17 protein-coding genes are annotated in these 17,056 nt (G+C 73.2%); 5 read left to right on the top strand and 12 right to left on the bottom strand.

What is annotated here, in order from left to right:
• Positions 1 to 89 precede the first annotated feature (89 nt).
• The gene (locus tag ACGF2Y_RS15200; RefSeq protein WP_392946715.1) at positions 90 to 848 is read left to right on the top strand and encodes a TetR/AcrR family transcriptional regulator; all 759 of its coding nucleotides are present in this window, start codon (positions 90 to 92) and stop codon (positions 846 to 848) included.
• Between the two features lie 21 nt (positions 849 to 869).
• Here the strand turns inward: ACGF2Y_RS15200 and ACGF2Y_RS15195 are convergent, their stop codons facing one another.
• From ACGF2Y_RS15195 to tsaB, 4 genes are read right to left on the bottom strand one after another with little or no spacing between them, the layout of a single operon-like run.
• Entirely contained in the window at positions 870 to 1,139 is a 270-nt protein-coding gene (locus tag ACGF2Y_RS15195; protein ID WP_392946713.1) for a hypothetical protein, read from the bottom strand.
• A complete protein-coding gene (tsaD, locus tag ACGF2Y_RS15190) occupies positions 1,136 to 2,284 on the bottom strand; it encodes a tRNA (adenosine(37)-N6)-threonylcarbamoyltransferase complex transferase subunit TsaD (RefSeq protein WP_392946710.1) in 1,149 nt (382 codons plus the stop codon). Before tsaD ends, ACGF2Y_RS15195 begins: the two co-directional genes overlap by 4 nt.
• On the bottom strand, positions 2,284 to 2,874 hold the full coding sequence (gene rimI, locus ACGF2Y_RS15185; RefSeq protein WP_392946707.1) for a ribosomal protein S18-alanine N-acetyltransferase: 591 nt from the start codon (positions 2,872 to 2,874) through the stop codon (positions 2,284 to 2,286). Before rimI ends, tsaD begins: the two co-directional genes overlap by 1 nt.
• Positions 2,871 to 3,518, bottom strand: coding sequence for a tRNA (adenosine(37)-N6)-threonylcarbamoyltransferase complex dimerization subunit type 1 TsaB (gene tsaB / locus ACGF2Y_RS15180; RefSeq protein WP_392946792.1), 648 nt, complete (start codon positions 3,516 to 3,518; stop codon positions 2,871 to 2,873). Before tsaB ends, rimI begins: the two co-directional genes overlap by 4 nt.
• A gap of 134 nt (positions 3,519 to 3,652) precedes the next feature.
• Between tsaB and ACGF2Y_RS15175 the strand changes: the two genes are divergently transcribed.
• Entirely contained in the window at positions 3,653 to 4,249 is a 597-nt protein-coding gene (locus tag ACGF2Y_RS15175) for a hypothetical protein (protein ID WP_392946705.1), read from the top strand.
• A gap of 168 nt (positions 4,250 to 4,417) precedes the next feature.
• Here ACGF2Y_RS15175 and ACGF2Y_RS15170 read toward each other — a convergent pair whose 3' ends face one another.
• From ACGF2Y_RS15170 to glmS, 8 genes are all read right to left on the bottom strand, one after another.
• Positions 4,418 to 4,618: a hypothetical protein gene (locus ACGF2Y_RS15170; protein ID WP_392946703.1), complete on the bottom strand. Its 201-nt coding sequence runs from the start codon at positions 4,616 to 4,618 to the stop codon at positions 4,418 to 4,420.
• Between the two features lie 130 nt (positions 4,619 to 4,748).
• On the bottom strand, positions 4,749 to 5,372 hold the full coding sequence (gene tsaE, locus ACGF2Y_RS15165) for a tRNA (adenosine(37)-N6)-threonylcarbamoyltransferase complex ATPase subunit type 1 TsaE (protein WP_392946701.1): 624 nt from the start codon (positions 5,370 to 5,372) through the stop codon (positions 4,749 to 4,751).
• The gene (locus ACGF2Y_RS15160) at positions 5,341 to 6,579 is read right to left on the bottom strand and encodes an alpha/beta fold hydrolase (RefSeq protein WP_392946699.1); all 1,239 of its coding nucleotides are present in this window, start codon (positions 6,577 to 6,579) and stop codon (positions 5,341 to 5,343) included. Before ACGF2Y_RS15160 ends, tsaE begins: the two co-directional genes overlap by 32 nt.
• On the bottom strand, positions 6,576 to 7,844 hold the full coding sequence (gene alr / locus ACGF2Y_RS15155) for an alanine racemase (RefSeq protein ID WP_392946696.1): 1,269 nt from the start codon (positions 7,842 to 7,844) through the stop codon (positions 6,576 to 6,578). Before alr ends, ACGF2Y_RS15160 begins: the two co-directional genes overlap by 4 nt.
• Positions 7,845 to 7,904: 60 nt before the next feature.
• Positions 7,905 to 8,291 (bottom strand): DUF488 domain-containing protein, encoded by a 387-nt coding sequence (locus ACGF2Y_RS15150; RefSeq protein ID WP_392946693.1) that lies wholly within the window; start codon positions 8,289 to 8,291, stop codon positions 7,905 to 7,907.
• 47 nt (positions 8,292 to 8,338) lie between these two features.
• Positions 8,339 to 9,787 carry an NAD(P)H-hydrate dehydratase gene (locus tag ACGF2Y_RS15145; RefSeq protein WP_392946691.1) on the bottom strand — a complete coding sequence of 483 codons (1,449 nt, stop codon included), beginning with the start codon at positions 9,785 to 9,787 and terminating at the stop codon, positions 8,339 to 8,341.
• A gap of 240 nt (positions 9,788 to 10,027) precedes the next feature.
• Entirely contained in the window at positions 10,028 to 10,396 is a 369-nt protein-coding gene (locus ACGF2Y_RS15140; protein ID WP_392946790.1) for a holo-ACP synthase, read from the bottom strand.
• A 57-nt stretch (positions 10,397 to 10,453) separates the two neighbouring features.
• A complete protein-coding gene (glmS, locus tag ACGF2Y_RS15135) occupies positions 10,454 to 12,301 on the bottom strand; it encodes a glutamine--fructose-6-phosphate transaminase (isomerizing) (RefSeq protein ID WP_392946689.1) in 1,848 nt (615 codons plus the stop codon).
• Positions 12,302 to 12,676: 375 nt separating this feature from the next.
• On the opposite strand from glmS, the gene ACGF2Y_RS15130 reads away from it, so the two are divergent.
• The 3 genes from ACGF2Y_RS15130 (at position 12,677) to ACGF2Y_RS15120 (ending at position 16,964) form a co-directional block, all read left to right on the top strand.
• On the top strand, positions 12,677 to 12,817 hold the full coding sequence (locus ACGF2Y_RS15130; RefSeq protein WP_392946686.1) for a hypothetical protein: 141 nt from the start codon (positions 12,677 to 12,679) through the stop codon (positions 12,815 to 12,817).
• A gap of 287 nt (positions 12,818 to 13,104) precedes the next feature.
• Positions 13,105 to 16,497: a hypothetical protein gene (locus ACGF2Y_RS15125; RefSeq protein WP_392946684.1), complete on the top strand. Its 3,393-nt coding sequence runs from the start codon at positions 13,105 to 13,107 to the stop codon at positions 16,495 to 16,497.
• An 89-nt stretch (positions 16,498 to 16,586) separates the two neighbouring features.
• Complete coding sequence (locus tag ACGF2Y_RS15120) at positions 16,587 to 16,964, top strand: hypothetical protein (protein ID WP_392946682.1); 378 nt, start codon at positions 16,587 to 16,589, stop codon at positions 16,962 to 16,964.
• Positions 16,965 to 17,056: the final 92 nt, after the last annotated feature.

Here is a 17,056-nt window from a genome sequence, read left to right as displayed (position 1 = left end):
TTACCATACACGTATAGAAAATAAACACCGAAGCGCCGGGAGGACCCCGCAGCGGACCGGAGCGAGCCCCGGAAGGAGAGAATGCCCAGGTGTCAGGCACCGAGAAGACCGAGAAGACCGAAGAGACGAAGAAAACGAAGAAGCCGGAAGACCCGGCGACGGGCCGCAAACCAGGCACGGCCGCCGGGCGGCCCGTGGGGCGTCCCCGTCGGCTGGACCCGGACAGGATGGTCGCCACCGCGCGCCGCATCATCGAGGAGGAGGGCGTGGCCGCCCTGTCCATGCGGCGGGTGGCGAAGGAGCTGGGCAGCACGCCCATGGCGCTCTACCACTACGTGCAGGACAAGGACGAGCTGCTGATGCTCACCCTGTCCGGCACGGCGGCGGCGTTCCCGCGCCCGGAGCTGCCCGAGGACCCGCGCGAGCGCCTGGTGGCGGTGGCCGCGCACATGCACGACATCATCGGCCGGATCCCCTGGGTGCTGGACGTCCTGGCGCTGGGCGAGCTGACCGACCGCAACGCCCTGTGGATGGTGGAGGAGATCATCGACTGCGCGCTCGCCTGCGGCCTCTCCCCGGCCCGCTCGGTGCGGGCGTACCGGACGGTCTGGAGTTACGTCTACGGGGACCTGGTCGTCCGCAGGGCGGCGGCCCGCCGGGCGGAGAACCCCTCGCGCCGGAAGTTCTTCCCGGAGATGGTCACCGAGGAGGACGCGGCGGAGCTGCCCCGGCTCGCCGGGATCAAGGACCGCTGGCGGGAGTACTCCGCCGACTACGAGACCGTCGAGGAGCTGGAAGCGATCGTGGACGGCCTCATCCGGCGCGGGACGCGGGACGCGGGAGCCTGAGCCCCCGGCGGGCTCCGCCGCTCAGCCCACGGCCTCGAAGCGCCAGCGGTGCACCGGGCGGGTGATCAGGGCCGTGTCGGGCTCCGGGAGTTCGGGGAGGTCGTCGGCGTACGAGGCGTCCTGCCACCACGTCATCACCAGGACCCGGTCCTGCGGGGCGCGCAGCAGTTCACGGCGGTGCGGTTCACTGGCCAGCTCGGCGGCCCGCGCCCGCGCCCACTCCAGGAGTTCGCCGCCACGCCCTTCGGCGGCGCGGGCCTCCCACATCAGGACGATGGTCGCGCCGCTCATGAGTACAGGTTGTCCTTGCTGATCTCGTGCACATGATCGTGATCATGGGAGTGGCCGTGTTCGTGGGAGTGGCCGTGATCGTGCGGGTGCTCGTGCTGCGCCCCCGGCACGTGCGTCTCCGTCACCGGCAGCGACGAGTCCGCCGACAGCTCCAGATCGGAGGGGCGGCGGTTGCGGGCGACCATCTCCGCGCCGAGCGCCGCGACCATCGCGCCGTTGTCGGTGCAGAGCCCGGGGCGCGGCACCCGCAGCCGGATGCCCGCGCGCTCGCAGCGCTCCTCGGCCAGGGCACGCAGCCGGGAGTTGGCCGCGACGCCTCCGCCGATCATCAGGTGGTCGACGCCCTCGTCCTTGCAGGCCCGGACGGCCTTTCGGGTGAGCACGTCCACCACGGCCTCCTGGAAGGACGCCGCCACATCCCGTACGGGCACCTCCTCGCCCGCAGCGCTCTTCGCCTCGATCCAGCGCGCCACCGACGTCTTCAGGCCGGAGAAGGAGAAGTCGTACGGGGCGTCGCGCGGGCCGGTCAGTCCGCGCGGGAACGCGATCGACTTCGGGTCGCCCTCCTTCGCGAGGCGGTCGATGACCGGGCCGCCGGGGAAGCCGAGGTTCAGGACGCGGGCGATCTTGTCGAACGCCTCGCCCGCCGCGTCGTCGATCGTCGCGCCGAGCGGACGGACGTCGCTGGTGATGTCGGGGGCCAGCAGCAGCGAGGAGTGGCCGCCGCTGACCAGCAGGGCCATCGTCGGCTCGGGCAGCGGGCCGTGCTCCAGCTGGTCGACGCAGATGTGCGAGGCGAGGTGGTTGACGCCGTAGAGCGGCTTGCCGAGCGCGTACGCGTACGCCTTAGCGGCCGAGACGCCGACGAGCAGGGCTCCGGCGAGCCCGGGGCCCGAGGTGACGGCGATCCCGTCGAGGTCGCGGGCGCTGACGCCCGCCTCCTTCAGGGCGCGTTCGATGGTGGGGACCATCGCCTCCAGGTGGGCGCGGGAGGCGATCTCCGGGACGACGCCGCCGAAGCGGGCGTGGGTGTCGACACTGGAGGCGACGGCGTCCGCGAGCAGGGTCGTCCCGCGCACGATGCCGACGCCGGTCTCGTCGCAGGAGGTCTCGATGCCGAGTACGAGGGGTTCGTCGGCAGCCATCATTCAGTCCCGGTCTCTGGTGCGGTTTCTGGTGCGGTCTCTGGTGCGGTTTCTGGTGCGGTCTCTGGTGCGGTTTCCGGTTCGTGCTCCGGGGCGGTCCCGTCCGCTGCCGGCTCCTGCACGGTGAGGCGCATGACGAGCGCGTCGATGTTCCCCGGCTGGTAGTAGCCGCGCCGGAAGCCGATCGGTTCGAAACCGAAGCGCTCGTAGAGCTTCTGCGCGCGGGCGTTGTCGACCCGGACCTCAAGAAGCACGGTGGCGCATTCGAAGGCGGTGGCGTGCTTCAGCAGATCGGTGAGGAGTTCGGAGCCGAGGCCGGTGCCCCACGCCTCGCGGCTGACCGCGATCGTCTGGACGTCGGCCAGGTCACCGAGGGCGGCGAGCCCGGCGTAGCCGACGATCCGCCCGGTGGCGGGGTCCTCGGCGACGACGTAGCGGCGGGTGGCCCCGGGGCCACGGGCGTGGGCCAGCTCGGACCAGAACATGCCGGGCGACCAGGCGTCGTCCGGGAACAGCGCGTGTTCGAGCTCCAGCACCGGTGCGATGTCCCACCAGCGCATCTCGCGCAGTACGGCGGCGGTGGCGCTCACTCGGGGGTGACCACCTTGTAGTTCTTCGGGACCTGCGCGTCGGGTCTGCGCAGGTAGAGCGGCTGCGGCTCCAGGAGCTCCGGTCCGGCGGCGAGGCGTTCGGCGGCGAGCGCGGCGAGCGCCCCGGCAGCGACGTGTTCGGGGCCGCGCGCGTCGGGGAAGGCGTCCGGGTAGAGCACCGCGCCCGCGCCGACCACCGGCAGTCCGGCGAGCGCCCCGGCGATGTCGGCGGGCCGGTCGACGGCGGGTTCGCCCGTACGGGTGCGGGCGTCCTCGTACCGCGCCCAGTAGACCTCCTTGCGGCGCGCGTCCGTCGCCACCGCGAACGGCCCTTCCAGGCCCTCCAGACCGGCGGCGTACGCGAGACCGTCCAGGGTGCACAGTCCGTGGACCGGTACGGAGAGGGCGGAGCCGAAGGTGGCGGCGGTGACCAGGCCGACCCGCAGGCCGGTGTAGGGGCCGGGGCCGACGCCCACGACCACGTCCGTCACGGCGTCGAGCTTCGTCCCGGCCTCGGCCAGGACCCGGTCGACGGCGGGGAGCAGCAGCTCCCCGTGCCTGCGGGCGTCGACCTGTCCCCAGGAGGCGATGACGGACGTACCGTCGTGCAGGGCGACGGTGACGGCGGGCGTGGCGGTATCCATGGCGAGCAAGAGCACGCAAACAGCCTACGGCTCCGCCGACGGCGTTACGGCGTCCGTACGGCGTCCCGGTCCGCACACTCCCTGCTGCTACCGTCACCGGGTATCCGCGGGTACGACGTAAACGCTTGTACGACATGCGGCAGGCGGCGCCGAAAGGGGAGTTCACGGTGGCAAGGAGCAGCTCGGGAATCGTGGCCGGGCTCACTGCGGCGGCGGTCGCCGCGGTCGCCTTCCTCGCTTACCAGGCCTCGGCGAACGCCCCCGCCTCGGTGGCGTCCACGCCCGGCCCGAAGACGTCCGCCTCGGCCTCGGCGCAGCCCTCCGCCAAGCCGGAGCCCACGGCCGACCCGCTGGCGGTCCCGGCCGCTTCCGGCAAGGGCGAGCGGGTCGTGTACGCGCTGAAGGACCGCCGGGTGTGGCTGGTCGACGAGGACAACGAGGCGATCCGTACCTTCACCGTGATGCCGAGCCCCGTCAGCCCGCTCCCCGGGGTCCACCGGGTCACCTCGCGCTCGGGCACGGTCCAGGGTTCGGACGGCATCCCGATCGAGCACGTGGTCCGCTTCGCGAGCGTGAACGAGGTGACGATCGGCTTCAGCGCGGCGCAGGACGGCTCGATGGCCAGCCCGGACCCGACGTCGAAGACCGGCGGCATCCGGATGAAGCGCGCGGACGGCAACGCGATGTGGACCTTCGCGACGGTCGGCGCGAAGATCGTCGTCATGCCGTAGGAAGCGAAGATCGTCGGCGTCCCGTAGGACGCGGAGGCCGTCGGCGTCCCGTAGGACCCGGTCGTCCTTCTGCGCGGCGTCCCGTAGGGCCCGCCCGTCTTCCCGCGCGGCGTCGCGCCTGAACGACGTCTTCATCTACGCGGCGTCGCGCCTGAACCACGTCTTTATCTACGCGGCGTCGCGCCTGGCCGGCGGGGGAACGGCGCCGCGGGCGCCGCCGCCCTCCGCTTCCTCCGGCTCGTCCGCCGCGTCGCTCGGCGGGGTGGAGACCGCGGTGGCCGCGGCGCACGCGGCCAGCAGGTCTTTCATCGACAGGGCGGACGGAGTCGGTCGCGGCTGCGGCCGCGCTGCGCGCTCGGGCGTCGGCATGGATGCCTCCTGGGTGCTCCGGTGGAGGGCGTGGTTAGGTAGACCTAACCACGTCTCGTATCCATGTGACCACGACCACGGTCCCCCGCGCAACAATGTACCGACATCCTGTCGGGAAGAGGCCGCCGCGCTACGCCAGGTCCGCCCGCAGCCCCGCCCAGCGCGCCCCGATGCCGACCAGGGTCACCTCGCGCCGCTCGTCGTCGGTGTCGCCGGTCGCACGGTCGATGAGGACCCGCAGCCGGTCGTCGGCCAGCTCCTCGACCTTGCCGTCCCCCCACTCCACGACCACCACCGACTCCGGCAGCGACACATCGAGGTCCAGGTCCTCCATCTCGTCGAGCCCGCCGCCCAGGCGGTACGCGTCGACGTGGACGAGCGCCGGGCCCCCGACCAGCGAGGGGTGGACACGGGCGATGACGAAGGTGGGCGAGGTGACCGCGCCGCGCACGCCGAGGCCCTCGCCGAGGCCCCGGGTCAGGGTCGTCTTCCCGGCGCCCAGCTCGCCCGTGAGCATCACCAGGTCACCGGGGGCCAGGACCCGGGCGAGGCGGCGGCCCAGGTCCTGCATCTGTTCGGGGGAGGTGACGGTGAGCGTGACCGTGACGGCTTCGGGTACGGACACAGGTGCGGGTACGGGCGCGGTTACGGGTACGGATCCAGGTACGGGAACGGCCCCGGCGGACTCCGGAGCGGTCGTCCCCACGGACTCGGGAGCGGCCTCAGTGGCCGGGCTGTTGTGCGGTGCTTCCATGTCCGTCAACGTTAGCGGCCGGCACCGTGCCGCTGCGTACGAGCAGGTCGGCCAGCCGGTCGGTGACCGTCTCCGGGTGTTCCAGCATCACCAGGTGCCCGGCGTCCGGCACGATCACCAGCTCGGCGTCGGGCAGGACGTCCGCGATGGCCTCGCTGTGCGAGCTGGGCGTGACCAGGTCCTTTTCCCCGGCCAGGATCAGCACGGGCACGTCCCGGAACGCGGGCAGCGCGCCGCTCTTGTCGTGTTCGGTGAAGGCCGGGTAGAACTCGGCGACCACATCGATCGGGGTGGATTCGATCAGCCGTTCCGCGAACCGGGAGACCGCCGGGTCCACGTCCCGGGAGCCGAACGAATACCGCTTGATCAGCCCGGCGAAGAGGTCCGCCGTGGCCCGCCGCCCCTTCTCCACCAGCTCCGCCTGCGAACCGAGCGCCTTCAGCACACCGGGCAGCACCCGGCGCACCGCGTTCACGCCCGCCACCGGCAGCCCGAAGTTCACCTCGCCGAGCCTGCCGCCGGAGGTGCCGACCAGCGCGACGGCGGCGACCCGGTCGCGGATCAGGGCCGGGTACTGGTCGGCCAGCGCCATCATCGTCATGCCGCCCATGGAGTGCCCGGCCAGCACCAGCGGGCCCTCGGGGGCCGCCGCGTCGATGACCGCCTTCAGGTCACGGCCCAGCTGGTCGATGCCGACCGGCACCCCGTCCGCCTGGGCCCGGCCCCGCCCGGAGCGGCCGTGGCTGCGCTGGTCCCAGTAGACGGCGCGGACGAGGCCGCGCAGGGCGGCCCGCTGGAAGTGCCAGGAGTCCTGGCCGAGGCAGTAGCCGTGACTGAAGACGACGGTGACCGGGACGGGGGCCTTGCGCCCGAAGAGGCGACGGGGGCGGGTGCCGGTGGCGTTTCCATCGGAAACGTCGGGTGCCTCGGTCTCCACCTCGTCGATCTCGTAGTACAGCTCGGTGCCGTCGTCGGCGACGGCCCGGCCCGGTGTGCCGCGCAGCGAGCCGTAGGGCCCGGTGGCGTCCAGTGCGAGGCGCGCCTTCTTTCGCATGCCGCGCCCGACGGTGAGCCGCTCGACGGCGACCCCGGCCGCCGCGCCCGCGGCGAGCACCCCTATCGCGGCTCCGGCGATCCCCGCCCGGCGCCAGCCGGCCGCCGTGGCGGCGGTCGCGGCCACCACGCCCCCCGCGCCGCTCCCGCTCACCGCGGCACACCCCCGGCCGGACGGGCCGCACCGCTCGGACCGACCGCGTCGGCCGCACCGGCCCCACCAGCCGTGTCGGCCCCACCAGCCACGTCGGTCGCACCAGCCGCACTGCCCGCACCGGCCGTCCCGTTCACGTACACCCTGGGCACCCGGGCCCCGATGCGGGTGACGATCTCGTACGCGATGGTGTCGGCGGCCTCCGCCCAGTCCTGCGCGGTCGGCTCGCCCCGGTCGCCCGGCCCGAACAGCACCGCTTCCGCGCCCGCCTCCGGCCGGTCGCCGTCGAGGTCGACGACGAACTGGTCCATGGCGACGCGGCCCGCGACCGTGCGCGTCCTCCCGCCGACCAGGACGGGGCCCCGGCCCGACGCGTGGCGCGGGATACCGTCCGCGTAGCCGACGGGGATCAGGCCGAGGGTCGTATCCGTGGACGTCGTGTAGTGGTGGCCGTAGCTGACGCCGTGTCCGGCCGGGGCGTCCTTGACCAGGGCGAGGGACGCGGCGAGCGTCATCACCGGGCGCAGTCCGAAGTCGGCGGGCGTGCCCAGCTCGGGGGCGGGCGAGATGCCGTACATCGCGATGCCGGTCCGGACGAGGTCGAAGTGCGCCTCGGGGATCGTGAGCGTGGCCGGGGAGTTGGCCATGTGCCGCACCTCGGGGTGCACGCCCTCCTTCTCGGCGTACGCGACCAGGTAGCGGTAGACGCCGAGCTGGGCGGCGATCGAGGGGTGGCCGGGCTCGTCGGCGCAGGCGAAGTGGGACCACAGGCCGGTGATCCGGACGCGCCCGGTCCGCTCGGCGGCGAGGGCCTCGGTGACCAGTTCGGGCCAGTCGGCGGGCCGGCAGCCGCCCCGGCCCAGGCCGGTGTCGGCCTTGAGCTGGATCCTGGCCGGGCGGCCGGCCTCGGCGGCGGCCGCGACGGCCTCGCGCAGCGCCCACATGCCGCTGACCGACACGTCGATGTCGGCCTCGATCGCCTCGCGCCAGGGCCCCCCGGGCGTCCACAGCCAGCACATGATCCGGCCGTCGAGACCGGCCGCACGCAGGGCGAGGGCCTCGTGCGGGGTCGCGGTGCCCAGCCAGGTCGCCCCGGCCTCGCGGGCGGCGCGCGCGCAGGGCACGGCCCCGTGCCCGTAAGCGTCGGACTTCACCACGGCCATGAGCTGCGCACCGGCCGCACGCTCACGCAGGACGCGCACATTGGCGCGCAGCGCGGCGAGGTCGATCTCGGCACGGGCTCTCAGGGACGCTGTCTCGTTCATCGCGCCCAGTCTCTCAGAGGCGTCGGCCACCTCCCCGGCAGTGCACGCCGGTATATGAGCTTATGTACGGTTCATCACATGCTTCAGGTGGTCGGCCAGGACCGGGACATGGCTGTCGGCCACGTCCTTGACGGCGGTGATCAGCGTGACGGGACCGCCCGCACGCACGAGACCGACGAGCCGCTCGACGGCCTCCGTGTGGGCGGAGTCGTCGAGCTCGGTGCGGTAGCGCTCGACGAACGTGTCGTGGCGTGCGCCGGAGCGGTCCTGGTGGTACCAGGAGCGCAGTTCGTCCGAGGGCGTGACGTCTTTCAGCCATACGTCGATCGCGGCCCGCTCCTTGGGGACGCCCCGGGGCCAGAGCCGGTCGACGAGGACGCGGGTGCCGTCGCCGTCCTCCGGCGGGTCGTAGACCCTGCGTACGCGTACGGGTTCGCTGCCGCTCACCTCTGCCGACCGCCCTTCCGCTCCCAGGCCTCCACCGTCTCCCCGGCTCAGCCGGCCCGCACGTCGCGCCAGGCCGCCGGGATGCCGTCCGCGACGTCCTGCGCGGAGACCGGGGCGCCGTCCGAGCCGCGCCGGGCGGCGAGCCCGTGCAGGTACGCGCCCACGGACGCGGCGTCGCGCGGGGCGAGCCCGGCCGCGAGCAGGGACCCCGCAAGGCCGGAGAGAACGTCGCCGCTGCCCGCCGTGGCGAGCCAGGACGTCCCGGTCGGGTTGACCCGCACGGGGGTGTCGCGGGCCTCCGCGATCAGGGTCGTGGAGCCCTTGAGGAGCACGGTGGCGCGGTAGCGGGTGGCCAGTTCGCGCGCCGCGGCGAGCCGCCCGGCCTCGACGTCCTCGCGGGCCGTGCCGAGCAGGGCGGCGGCCTCCCCCGCGTGCGGGGTGAGGACGGTCGGGGCCGTCCGGGTCCGCACGGTCTCCGCGTCCAGCAACCGCAGCCCGTCCGCGTCGACGAGTACGGGGACGTCGGCGGCCAGCACGTCGGCGACGGCCGCCGCCGCGTTCCGGCCGTCGCCGAGCCCGGGGCCGACCACCCAGGCCTGCACCCGCCCGGCCTTCGAGGGCGGCCCGGCGTGCACCAGCGTCTCGGGGTAGCGGGCGATCACCGCGTCCGCGCCCGGTCCGACGTACCGCACGGCCCCGGCCCCGCCGCGCAGCGCGCCCGCGACGGCGAGGACGGCGGCGCCCGGGTAGCGCTCGGATCCGGCGACGACGCCGACGACCCCGCGCCGGTATTTGTCGCTCTCCGCGCCGGGCACCGGCAGCAGGGCCGCGACGTCCGCGTACTGGAGCGCCTCCAGGTCCGGCGGTTCGGGCAGCTCCGGGCCGAGCCCGATGTCCACCAGCCGCAGGGCCCCGGCGTGTTCGGCGGCCGGGTCGACGAGGAGGCCGGGCTTGTAGGCGCCGAAGGTGACCGTCGCGTCCGCCCGGACCGCGTCGCCGCGCACCTCCCCGGTGTCGGCCTCCACCCCGCTCGGCAGGTCGACGGAGATGACCGGGGTACGGTCCCGGGTCACCGTGTGCAGCAGCTCGATGGCGTCCTCGCGGAGCCCGCCGCGCCCGCCGATGCCGGTGATGCCGTCCACGACGAGGTCGAGGACGCCGAGCCCGTCCGGCCCGTCGACGACCTGTCCCCCGGCCGTCAGCAGCGCGGCGAGGCCGCCGGGGTGGGCCCGGTCGGGGGCGAGCAGCAGGGCCCGCACACCGGCGCCCCGGCGGGCCAGCCGGGCGCCCGCGTACAGCGCGTCGCCGCCGTTGTCGCCGCTGCCGACCAGAAGCAGGACCCGGGCCCCGTACACCCGGCCGTTGCGCCGCAGCAGATCGCCGCAGGCCACGGCGAGCCCGGCGGCGGCGCGCTGCATCAGGGCGCCCTCCGGCAGCCGCTGCATGAGGGCGGCCTCGGCGGCCCGTACGGTCTCCACGCTGTAGGCACGTCGCATGGGTCCAACCCTCCGCGATCAAGCGGACCGACGCCACCCCCGTACGCCCACACCCGCGTACGTCCACCGAGCGGCCCCCGGCATTCACTCTTCCGCGGAGGCCACCCCACAGCCCCCGGGAACTCGCCCCTCCACGAAGACCACCACCCCACGGCCCCCGTCGCTCACTCCTCCACGAAGTCCGGCCCACAGCCCCCGGGAACTCGCCCCTCCACGAAGACCACCCCGCAGCCCCGGTACTCACCCCTCCGCGATGACCACCGCCGACGCCACCCCCGCGTCATGGCTGAGCGAGACGTGCCAGCCGCGCACGCCCAGTTCGGCGGCGCGGGCGGCGACCGTGCCGCGTACCCGCAGCCGGGGCTGGCCGCTCTCCTCGACCCAGACCTCCGCGTCGCTCCAGAGCAGCCCGCCGGGTGCGCCGAGCGCCTTGGCGAGGGCCTCCTTCGCGGCGAACCGGGCGGCGAGCGAGGCGGTGCCGCGCCGCTCGCCGCTGGGCAGTGTCAGCTCGCTGCCGACGAAGAGCCGGTCGGCCAACTGGGGCGTACGCTCCAGCGCCGCCCCGAACCGCTCGATCTCGGCCACATCGATGCCGACCCCAATGATCACGGCCCCACCCTCGCTGTTCCTGTCGTCCTCGCGCCCCAGGACGCCGGGGTCGCTCACTCACTCCACGGTCACGGACTTCGCCAGATTGCGCGGCTGGTCCACTTCGTTGCCGCGGGCCGTCGCGAGCTCGCAGGCGAAGACCTGGAGCGGCACGGTGGAGACCAGCGGCTGAAGCAGCGTAGGCGTTGCGGGGACCGTGATGAGGTGGTCGGCGTACGGGACGACGGCCTCGTCGCCCTCCTCGGCGACGACGATGGTGCGCGCGCCCCGGGCCCGGATCTCCTGGATGTTGGACACGATCTTGTCGTGGAGGACGGAACGCCCGCGCGGCGAGGGGACGATGACGACGACCGGCAGGCCCTCCTCGATGAGCGCGATCGGCCCGTGCTTCAGCTCGCCGGCCGCGAAGCCCTCGGCGTGCATGTAGGCGAGTTCCTTGAGCTTGAGCGCACCTTCGAGGGCGACCGGGTAGCCCACGTGCCGGCCGACGAACAGCACGGTGTCGTGGTGGGCGAGGGACCGGGCCAGTTCGCGCACGGGCTCCATCGTCGCCAGGACGCGGTCGACCGCGCCGGAGACGGCGGAGAGCTGGCGCACCACCGTACGGATCTCGTCGCCCCATTTGGTGCCGCGCACCTGGCCGAGGTAGAGCGCCACGAGGTAGCAGGCGACGAGCTGGGTGAGGAAGGCCTTGGTGGAGGCGACGGCGACCTCGGGCCCGGCGTGCGTGTAGAGGACGGCGTCGGACTCGCGCGGGATCGTCGAGCCGTTCGTGTTGCAGATGGCCAGCACCTTCGCGCCCTGCTCGCGGGCGTGCCGCAGTGCCATCAGGGTGTCCATGGTCTCGCCGGACTGCGAGATGGCGACGACGAGGGTGCGCTGGTCCAGGATCGGGTCCCGGTAGCGGAACTCGCTGGCCAGTTCCGTCTCGCAGGGCAGCCGGGTCCAGTGCTCGATGGCGTACTTGGCGATCATCCCGGCGTGGAACGCGGTTCCGCAGGCGACGATGACGACCTTGTCGACCTCCCGCAGTTCGGTGTCCGGGATGCGCACCTCGTCGAGGTGGAGCGCGCCCTCCCCGTCGATCCGGCCGAGGAGGGTGTCGGCGACGGCCTGGGGCTGGTCGGCGATCTCCTTGAGCATGAAGGAGGCGTACCCGCCCTTCTCGGCGGCGGACGCGTCCCAGTCGACGTGGTACGCGCGCACCTCGGCGAGTTCCCCGTCGAACCCGGTGACGGTGACGCCCTCCCGGCTCAGCTCGACGACCTGGTCCTGACCCAGCTCGACGGCGGACCGGGTGTGCGCGATGAACGCGGCGACATCGGAGGCGAGGAACCACTCGTCCTGCCCCACGCCCACGACGAGCGGTGAGTTGCGCCGGGCGCCGACCACCACGTCCGGCTGGTCCGCGTGCACGGCGACGAGGGTGAACGCCCCCTCCAGCCGCCGGCACACCTGCCGCATCGCGTCCGCGAGGTCCCCGCCCGCCGAGAACGCCTCGGCCAGCAGATGCGCGACGACCTCGGTGTCCGTCTCCGACTCCAGGGCGTGCCCGCGCCCGGTCAGTTCGCGGCGCAGGGCCGCGAAGTTCTCGATGATCCCGTTGTGCACGACGGCGACCCGGCCCGCGTTGTCCAGGTGGGGATGGGCGTTCACGTCGTTGGGCGCCCCGTGCGTCGCCCAGCGGGTGTGCCCGATGCCGGTCCGCCCGGCCGGCAGCGGCCGGTCCCCCAGCTCCTTCTCCAGGTTGACGAGCTTGCCCGCCTTCTTCGCGGCGGCGAGCCCGCCGTCCGCGAGCACGGCGACGCCCGCCGAGTCGTAGCCCCGGTATTCGAGGCGCTTGAGTCCTGCGACGACGACGTCCTGCGCCGACTGCCCACCGACATAACCCACGATTCCGCACATAGCGGCACCCTAAGGCCGGAAGGCGGATTCCGGGCCTCTTGAGAACTTCGTGACGCGATCGACGCCGATCTTCATACAACCTTTTCGATGTTGTGGCGAAGCTCACGCTCCCCTATTTCTCATGTCGCCCATGCCGTACGTAACTTGCTTGCCTTCAGCTACGGCACCTGTTGGGCTGAGCCTTCCTGGAAGGCGGCAGCGGGGTACGAGCAGGAGGCTCGGGGCGCCTTCCACGGCGAGGTGGAGGAGGGGCCTTGGGAAAGCGCGTACTGAAGTCCGTGCCGGCGGCGGGTGCACTGTCCCGGCGTCGTCGTGGCAGCGCCGCTGGTGACGGGACGAACGGCTCCGGCACAGCAGGAGTTGACGCTCCGTCCGGTGGCGGACGAGGGTCCGGGCCACGCCGTGGAGGATTTCGCCCAGCACGACGTGGCGGCCGACTCCTGGGCCTCGGTGGGCGAGACGGCCGACCCGGAGGGCCGCGAGCACGTACGCGTGGAGATCGTCACCTCCGAGTAGCGGCCCGAACAGCAGCCTCCCGGTAGCGACCTCCAAGCAGCCGCCCCCGAACAGCGACTTCCGCGCAGCGGCCCTCCGAGCATTCGCACCGCGCAGCGCACCCGGCGTTCTCACCGCGGAGCGCATCCAGCCTTCGCACCGCGGAGCGCATCCAGCCTTCGCACCGCGGAGCGCATCCAGCCTTCGCACCGCGCAGCGCATCCAGCCTTCGCACCGCGCAGCGCATCCAGCTTTCGCACCGCGGAGCGCATCCAGCGTTCTCACACCGAACCGAAAGGAATTCCGTCGTGCCACCCACCATGTGGAGCAGACGCCGCATCCTCACCACCCTGTCCGCGATGACCGCCGTCGCCGCCGTGCCCGGATCGCTCGTTCTCTCCGGGACCCCGGCGTGGGCCGCGGACGGCAACACCGAGCCGCCGGGCGGGGTCCCGGACACCGACCGCGGCCAGGTCCTGTGGGCCTACCTGACCGGTGGCCGTTCCGTACGGGCGGCAGCCGCCGCCGCACTGGTCGGCAGCGACGCCCAGGTGTCGGCGTTCCTGTCCGGCGAACTCGCCCCGGCCAGGGCCGAGGACAACCGAGTGGCCGTGTTCCAGGGCCTCGCCTGGGCGGGCAGGTCCGTCCAGACCGCGGCGAGCCGGGCACTGTCCGGCGGCGACGACGCCATCGCCGCGTACCTCAAGGACGGGTATCTGGCGCCGCTCAAGACCGATCTCCGGGCCGAGGTCTTCCGTGCCATGGAGAGCGGCGGACCGGGCCTTCGCCGCCGTGCGAACACCGCCCTGGACGCGGACACCCAGGAGGCGTTGGAGAACTTCCTCCTGGACAGTCGCTTCGACGGCCAGGAGGAGGACGAGCAGGTCGAGGTCTTCAAGATCCTCTCCTCCGCCTCGCCCCAGGTGAAGGAGTACGCGGAGCGCGCGCTCCAGGACGGGTCCGCGAAGGCGATCCAGTGGTTCCTCAACACCGGTCAGCACATCGCCCGCGCCCGTGACGAGGAAACGGCCACGATCGACCAGCTCGTGTCGATCGTCGAACGCGAGGGCAAGCAGGCACGGCTCAAGACGGACAAGGCCGTCGCCGCTTCCGAGCAGGCGAAGGAGGCGGCGCTCCAGGCCAAGGAAGCCGCTCTCACGGCAGCCAAGGAGGCCAAGGCCGCGCAGAACGACGTACGCAAGTCGGCGGCGGCCGCCAACAAGGCGTCCGAAGCGGCACGCGGTGCGGCCCGTGCGGCGCAGACCGCGATCAGCGCCTCGCGGGCCGCGCAGTCCGCCTCGCAGCGGGCGGCGAACGCCGCACAGGCCGCCGCGGCGGCCGCGGCGGTGGCCGGCCGGGCCGCCTCCCGTGCCTACAACGCGGCCATCGCCGCCTCCGGCGACGCCTCCAAGGCCTCCGCCGCGCTCTCGGCGGCCAAGGGCGCCCGCGACGCCGCCGCAAAGGCGCGTACCGCCGCGAAGGCGGCCGACCAGGCCTCCGTCGCGTCCACGCAGGCCTCCGCCGCGGGTGCCGCCGCGGCCTCCGCGGCCGGCAACGCCGCAGCCGCCGCCAACGCCTCCGCCGACGCGGCCAACGCCGCCGGCGCCGCTACCGCCGAGGCCCGCAAGGCCCGTGAGGCCGCCGCCGACGCCGGCGCGCAGGCAGCCCGTGCCACCAGTGCGGCCAACCTCTCCCGGCAACTGGCGGGCAAGGCCGCCGCAGCCGCCTCCGCCGCGCACAAGGCGGCCAACTCCGCCGCCGCGCACGCCGAGAAGGCCGCCGACGCAGCCGAGGACGCGGCCAAGCACGCCGGAGAGGCGATCGAGTTCGCGAAGCGCTCCCGGATCTTCGCCGAGGAGGCCGTGAAGGCCGCCAACACCGCCGCCGACGCCGTCAAGGAGGCGACGGACGTCGAGGCGGCGGCCCGGGAGGCCGAGACCACCCGCATCGAGCAGGACACCGAGGTCGGCATCATCGTGGCCCGGCTCAAGGCCGCCCAGGAGCAGGAGGCCCTGGAGCGGATCGCCACCCAGCGCACCCAGAGCGACCAGACGGCGCAGGAGATCCGCGACCTCGTCGCGCGGGCGAAGGAGGCCCTCACCGCCGGGAACGAGGCAGCGGCCGTGTCCTCGGGGCGCGAGGCGGCGGTCAAGCTCCTCGGCAGCCACGGGACGTGGACGCGCCAGGCGGCGGAGTTCGCCCTCGCCGCCGGCGACTACGAGATCCTCAACTGGATCGACGTCGACCACCCGGCGGCCCAGCGGCAGGACGACCGCGAGACGGTTCTGGCCCTGGCCGAGATGGCGGCGCCGGACGTCGCGGCAGGCGCTCATGTGGCGCTGAAGAGCGAGGATCCCGACGCGGCGAGCCAGTTCCTCCAGCAGGGCGTGACCGACACGTCCGCCGAGGAGAACCGCGTCAAGGTCTTCACGATCCTCGGCCAGAAGCCCGGCCCTGCGGTCAGGGCGAAGGCGGAGGCGGCCCTCGCCGACGGCAGTCCGACGGCGCTGTTCCGCTTCCTGAGCACGGAGTACGTCGAGGCGGTCAAGGAAGACGACACCGTCGAGGTCTTCAAGATCCTCAACGAGGGCGGGGCCTACCTCCGGTCGGCCGCGAAGGTCGTGCTGGAGGGGTCCGCCCTCATGCGGCGGTCGTTCGTCGCGCACGACCAGTTCAACGTCGCCCGCCTCGATCACGACGCCGAGTCCCACGTCGCCGCGATCCGGGCCGCCATCGCCCACGCCGCCCAGATCGCGCAGCGGGCCCTGGAGGACGCCGCTCGCGCCTCCAAGGCTGCGGCGGACGCACGGCAGGCGGCCGACGACGCGGCGGACTGGGCGGACAAGGCCAAGGGCTACGCCAAGGCCGCGGAGGACGCGGCCACCAAGGCCCGTGACAACGCCGAGGCGGCGGACGCCTCGGCCGCCAGGGCCGCCGCCTCCGCACAGCGGGCCGAGAGCGCCGCCGTGGTGGCACGGTCCGCCTCGCGGGCCGCGAACTACTCCATGAACCAGGCCTACGCCTCCGCCGGCCGGGCCCAGGCGTCCGCCGCCTCCGCCGCCCGGTCCGCGGCGAGCGCCCGCGCCTCCGCCGAGCAGGCGGGCAAGGACGCCTCGGAGGCCGCGGCGGTCGCCTCCGACGCCCAGCGCATCTCGCGGGAGAAGCGGCAGCAGGAGATCGCCGCCGCGGCGGCCGAAGCGGAACGCAAGGCGAGGGAAGACGCCCAGAACGGCGCCAACCCCGCCGAGGACGCTGACAACGACAAGAACAAGGCCCAGGAGGACGGTGAGTTCCTCGGCCTGACCCAGGACGAGTGGATCACCTACTCGGGCCGTGTCAGCACCATCGCCGGTACGGTCTCGGCCGTCGCCGGCGGAGCGGCGCTGGCGGTCGGCTGGATCCCGGTCGTCGGTCAGGGCCTGGCTGCGGGTCTCGGCGTTCTCTCTCTTGCCGCAGGAGGGGTATCCCTGCTGGCGGGTGGCGTGAACGTCATCGCGAGCTGGGGGACGGACGACTTCAAGAAGAATCTGGGCACGTTCGCGGTGAGCGCCCTGTTCTTCGGCAAGGGCCGAGCGGTGGCGGCGGTGTCCAAGAAGGTCGGGGGCAGCCTGTCGGGCATCGCGGACGAGGTCGGCATGAAGGTGTCCGGCTTCCTGGAGGACACTTCGACAGCGGCCATCGGCTGGCTGAACTGGAGTTGACCGGGCGATGACTCCAGCGGGTGGGCGGCGGCGCCGAACGCGGTGCCGACCACCCGCCCCGGGTACCGAAACAGGGTGGGAGAAGTAGCGTGCAGGCAGAGACTTTGACGGCAGGCCAGTGGTGGATCGTGGCCCTGGCCACCTCGGCGGTGTTCCTCGGGGCGGTCCACTTCACCTTGAGGAACGGCAAGGCCACGCTCTACTCCTTGATCGCGCCCGCCGCCGGAGGGATCAGCGTCCTGGGTGCCAGCAGTGCACGCGGCCACTCGGAAGTGGAGGCGCTGATCATGTTCTCCGCCTCCCTCCTCTCTGTGGCTCTGTTCTTCGTGGCCATCAGGCCGGAGCTGGAGAAGATCAGGGCAGCGGCCCGGGTCGGTGAGACGTATGAGATCCCGAAATGGAAGACCGGCCTCTACGGGGTGCTGGTGGTGACGTTCGCCGTGGTCGTGGTGTTCCTGCTGCTGTAGGAGCGGGGTGTCCTGTGCTGCCGCAGGAGCTGCGGTTTCCTGTGCTGCCGCAGGAGTCGCGGTTTCCCGTGCTGCCGCAGGAATCTCGGTGT

Source organism: Streptomyces sp. NPDC048142 (genome assembly GCF_043202835.1).
GTDB lineage: Bacteria > Actinomycetota > Actinomycetes > Streptomycetales > Streptomycetaceae > Streptomyces.
The sequence above is the reverse complement of the archived record's forward strand: the minus strand, read 5'-3'. Positions and strand labels throughout refer to the sequence as shown.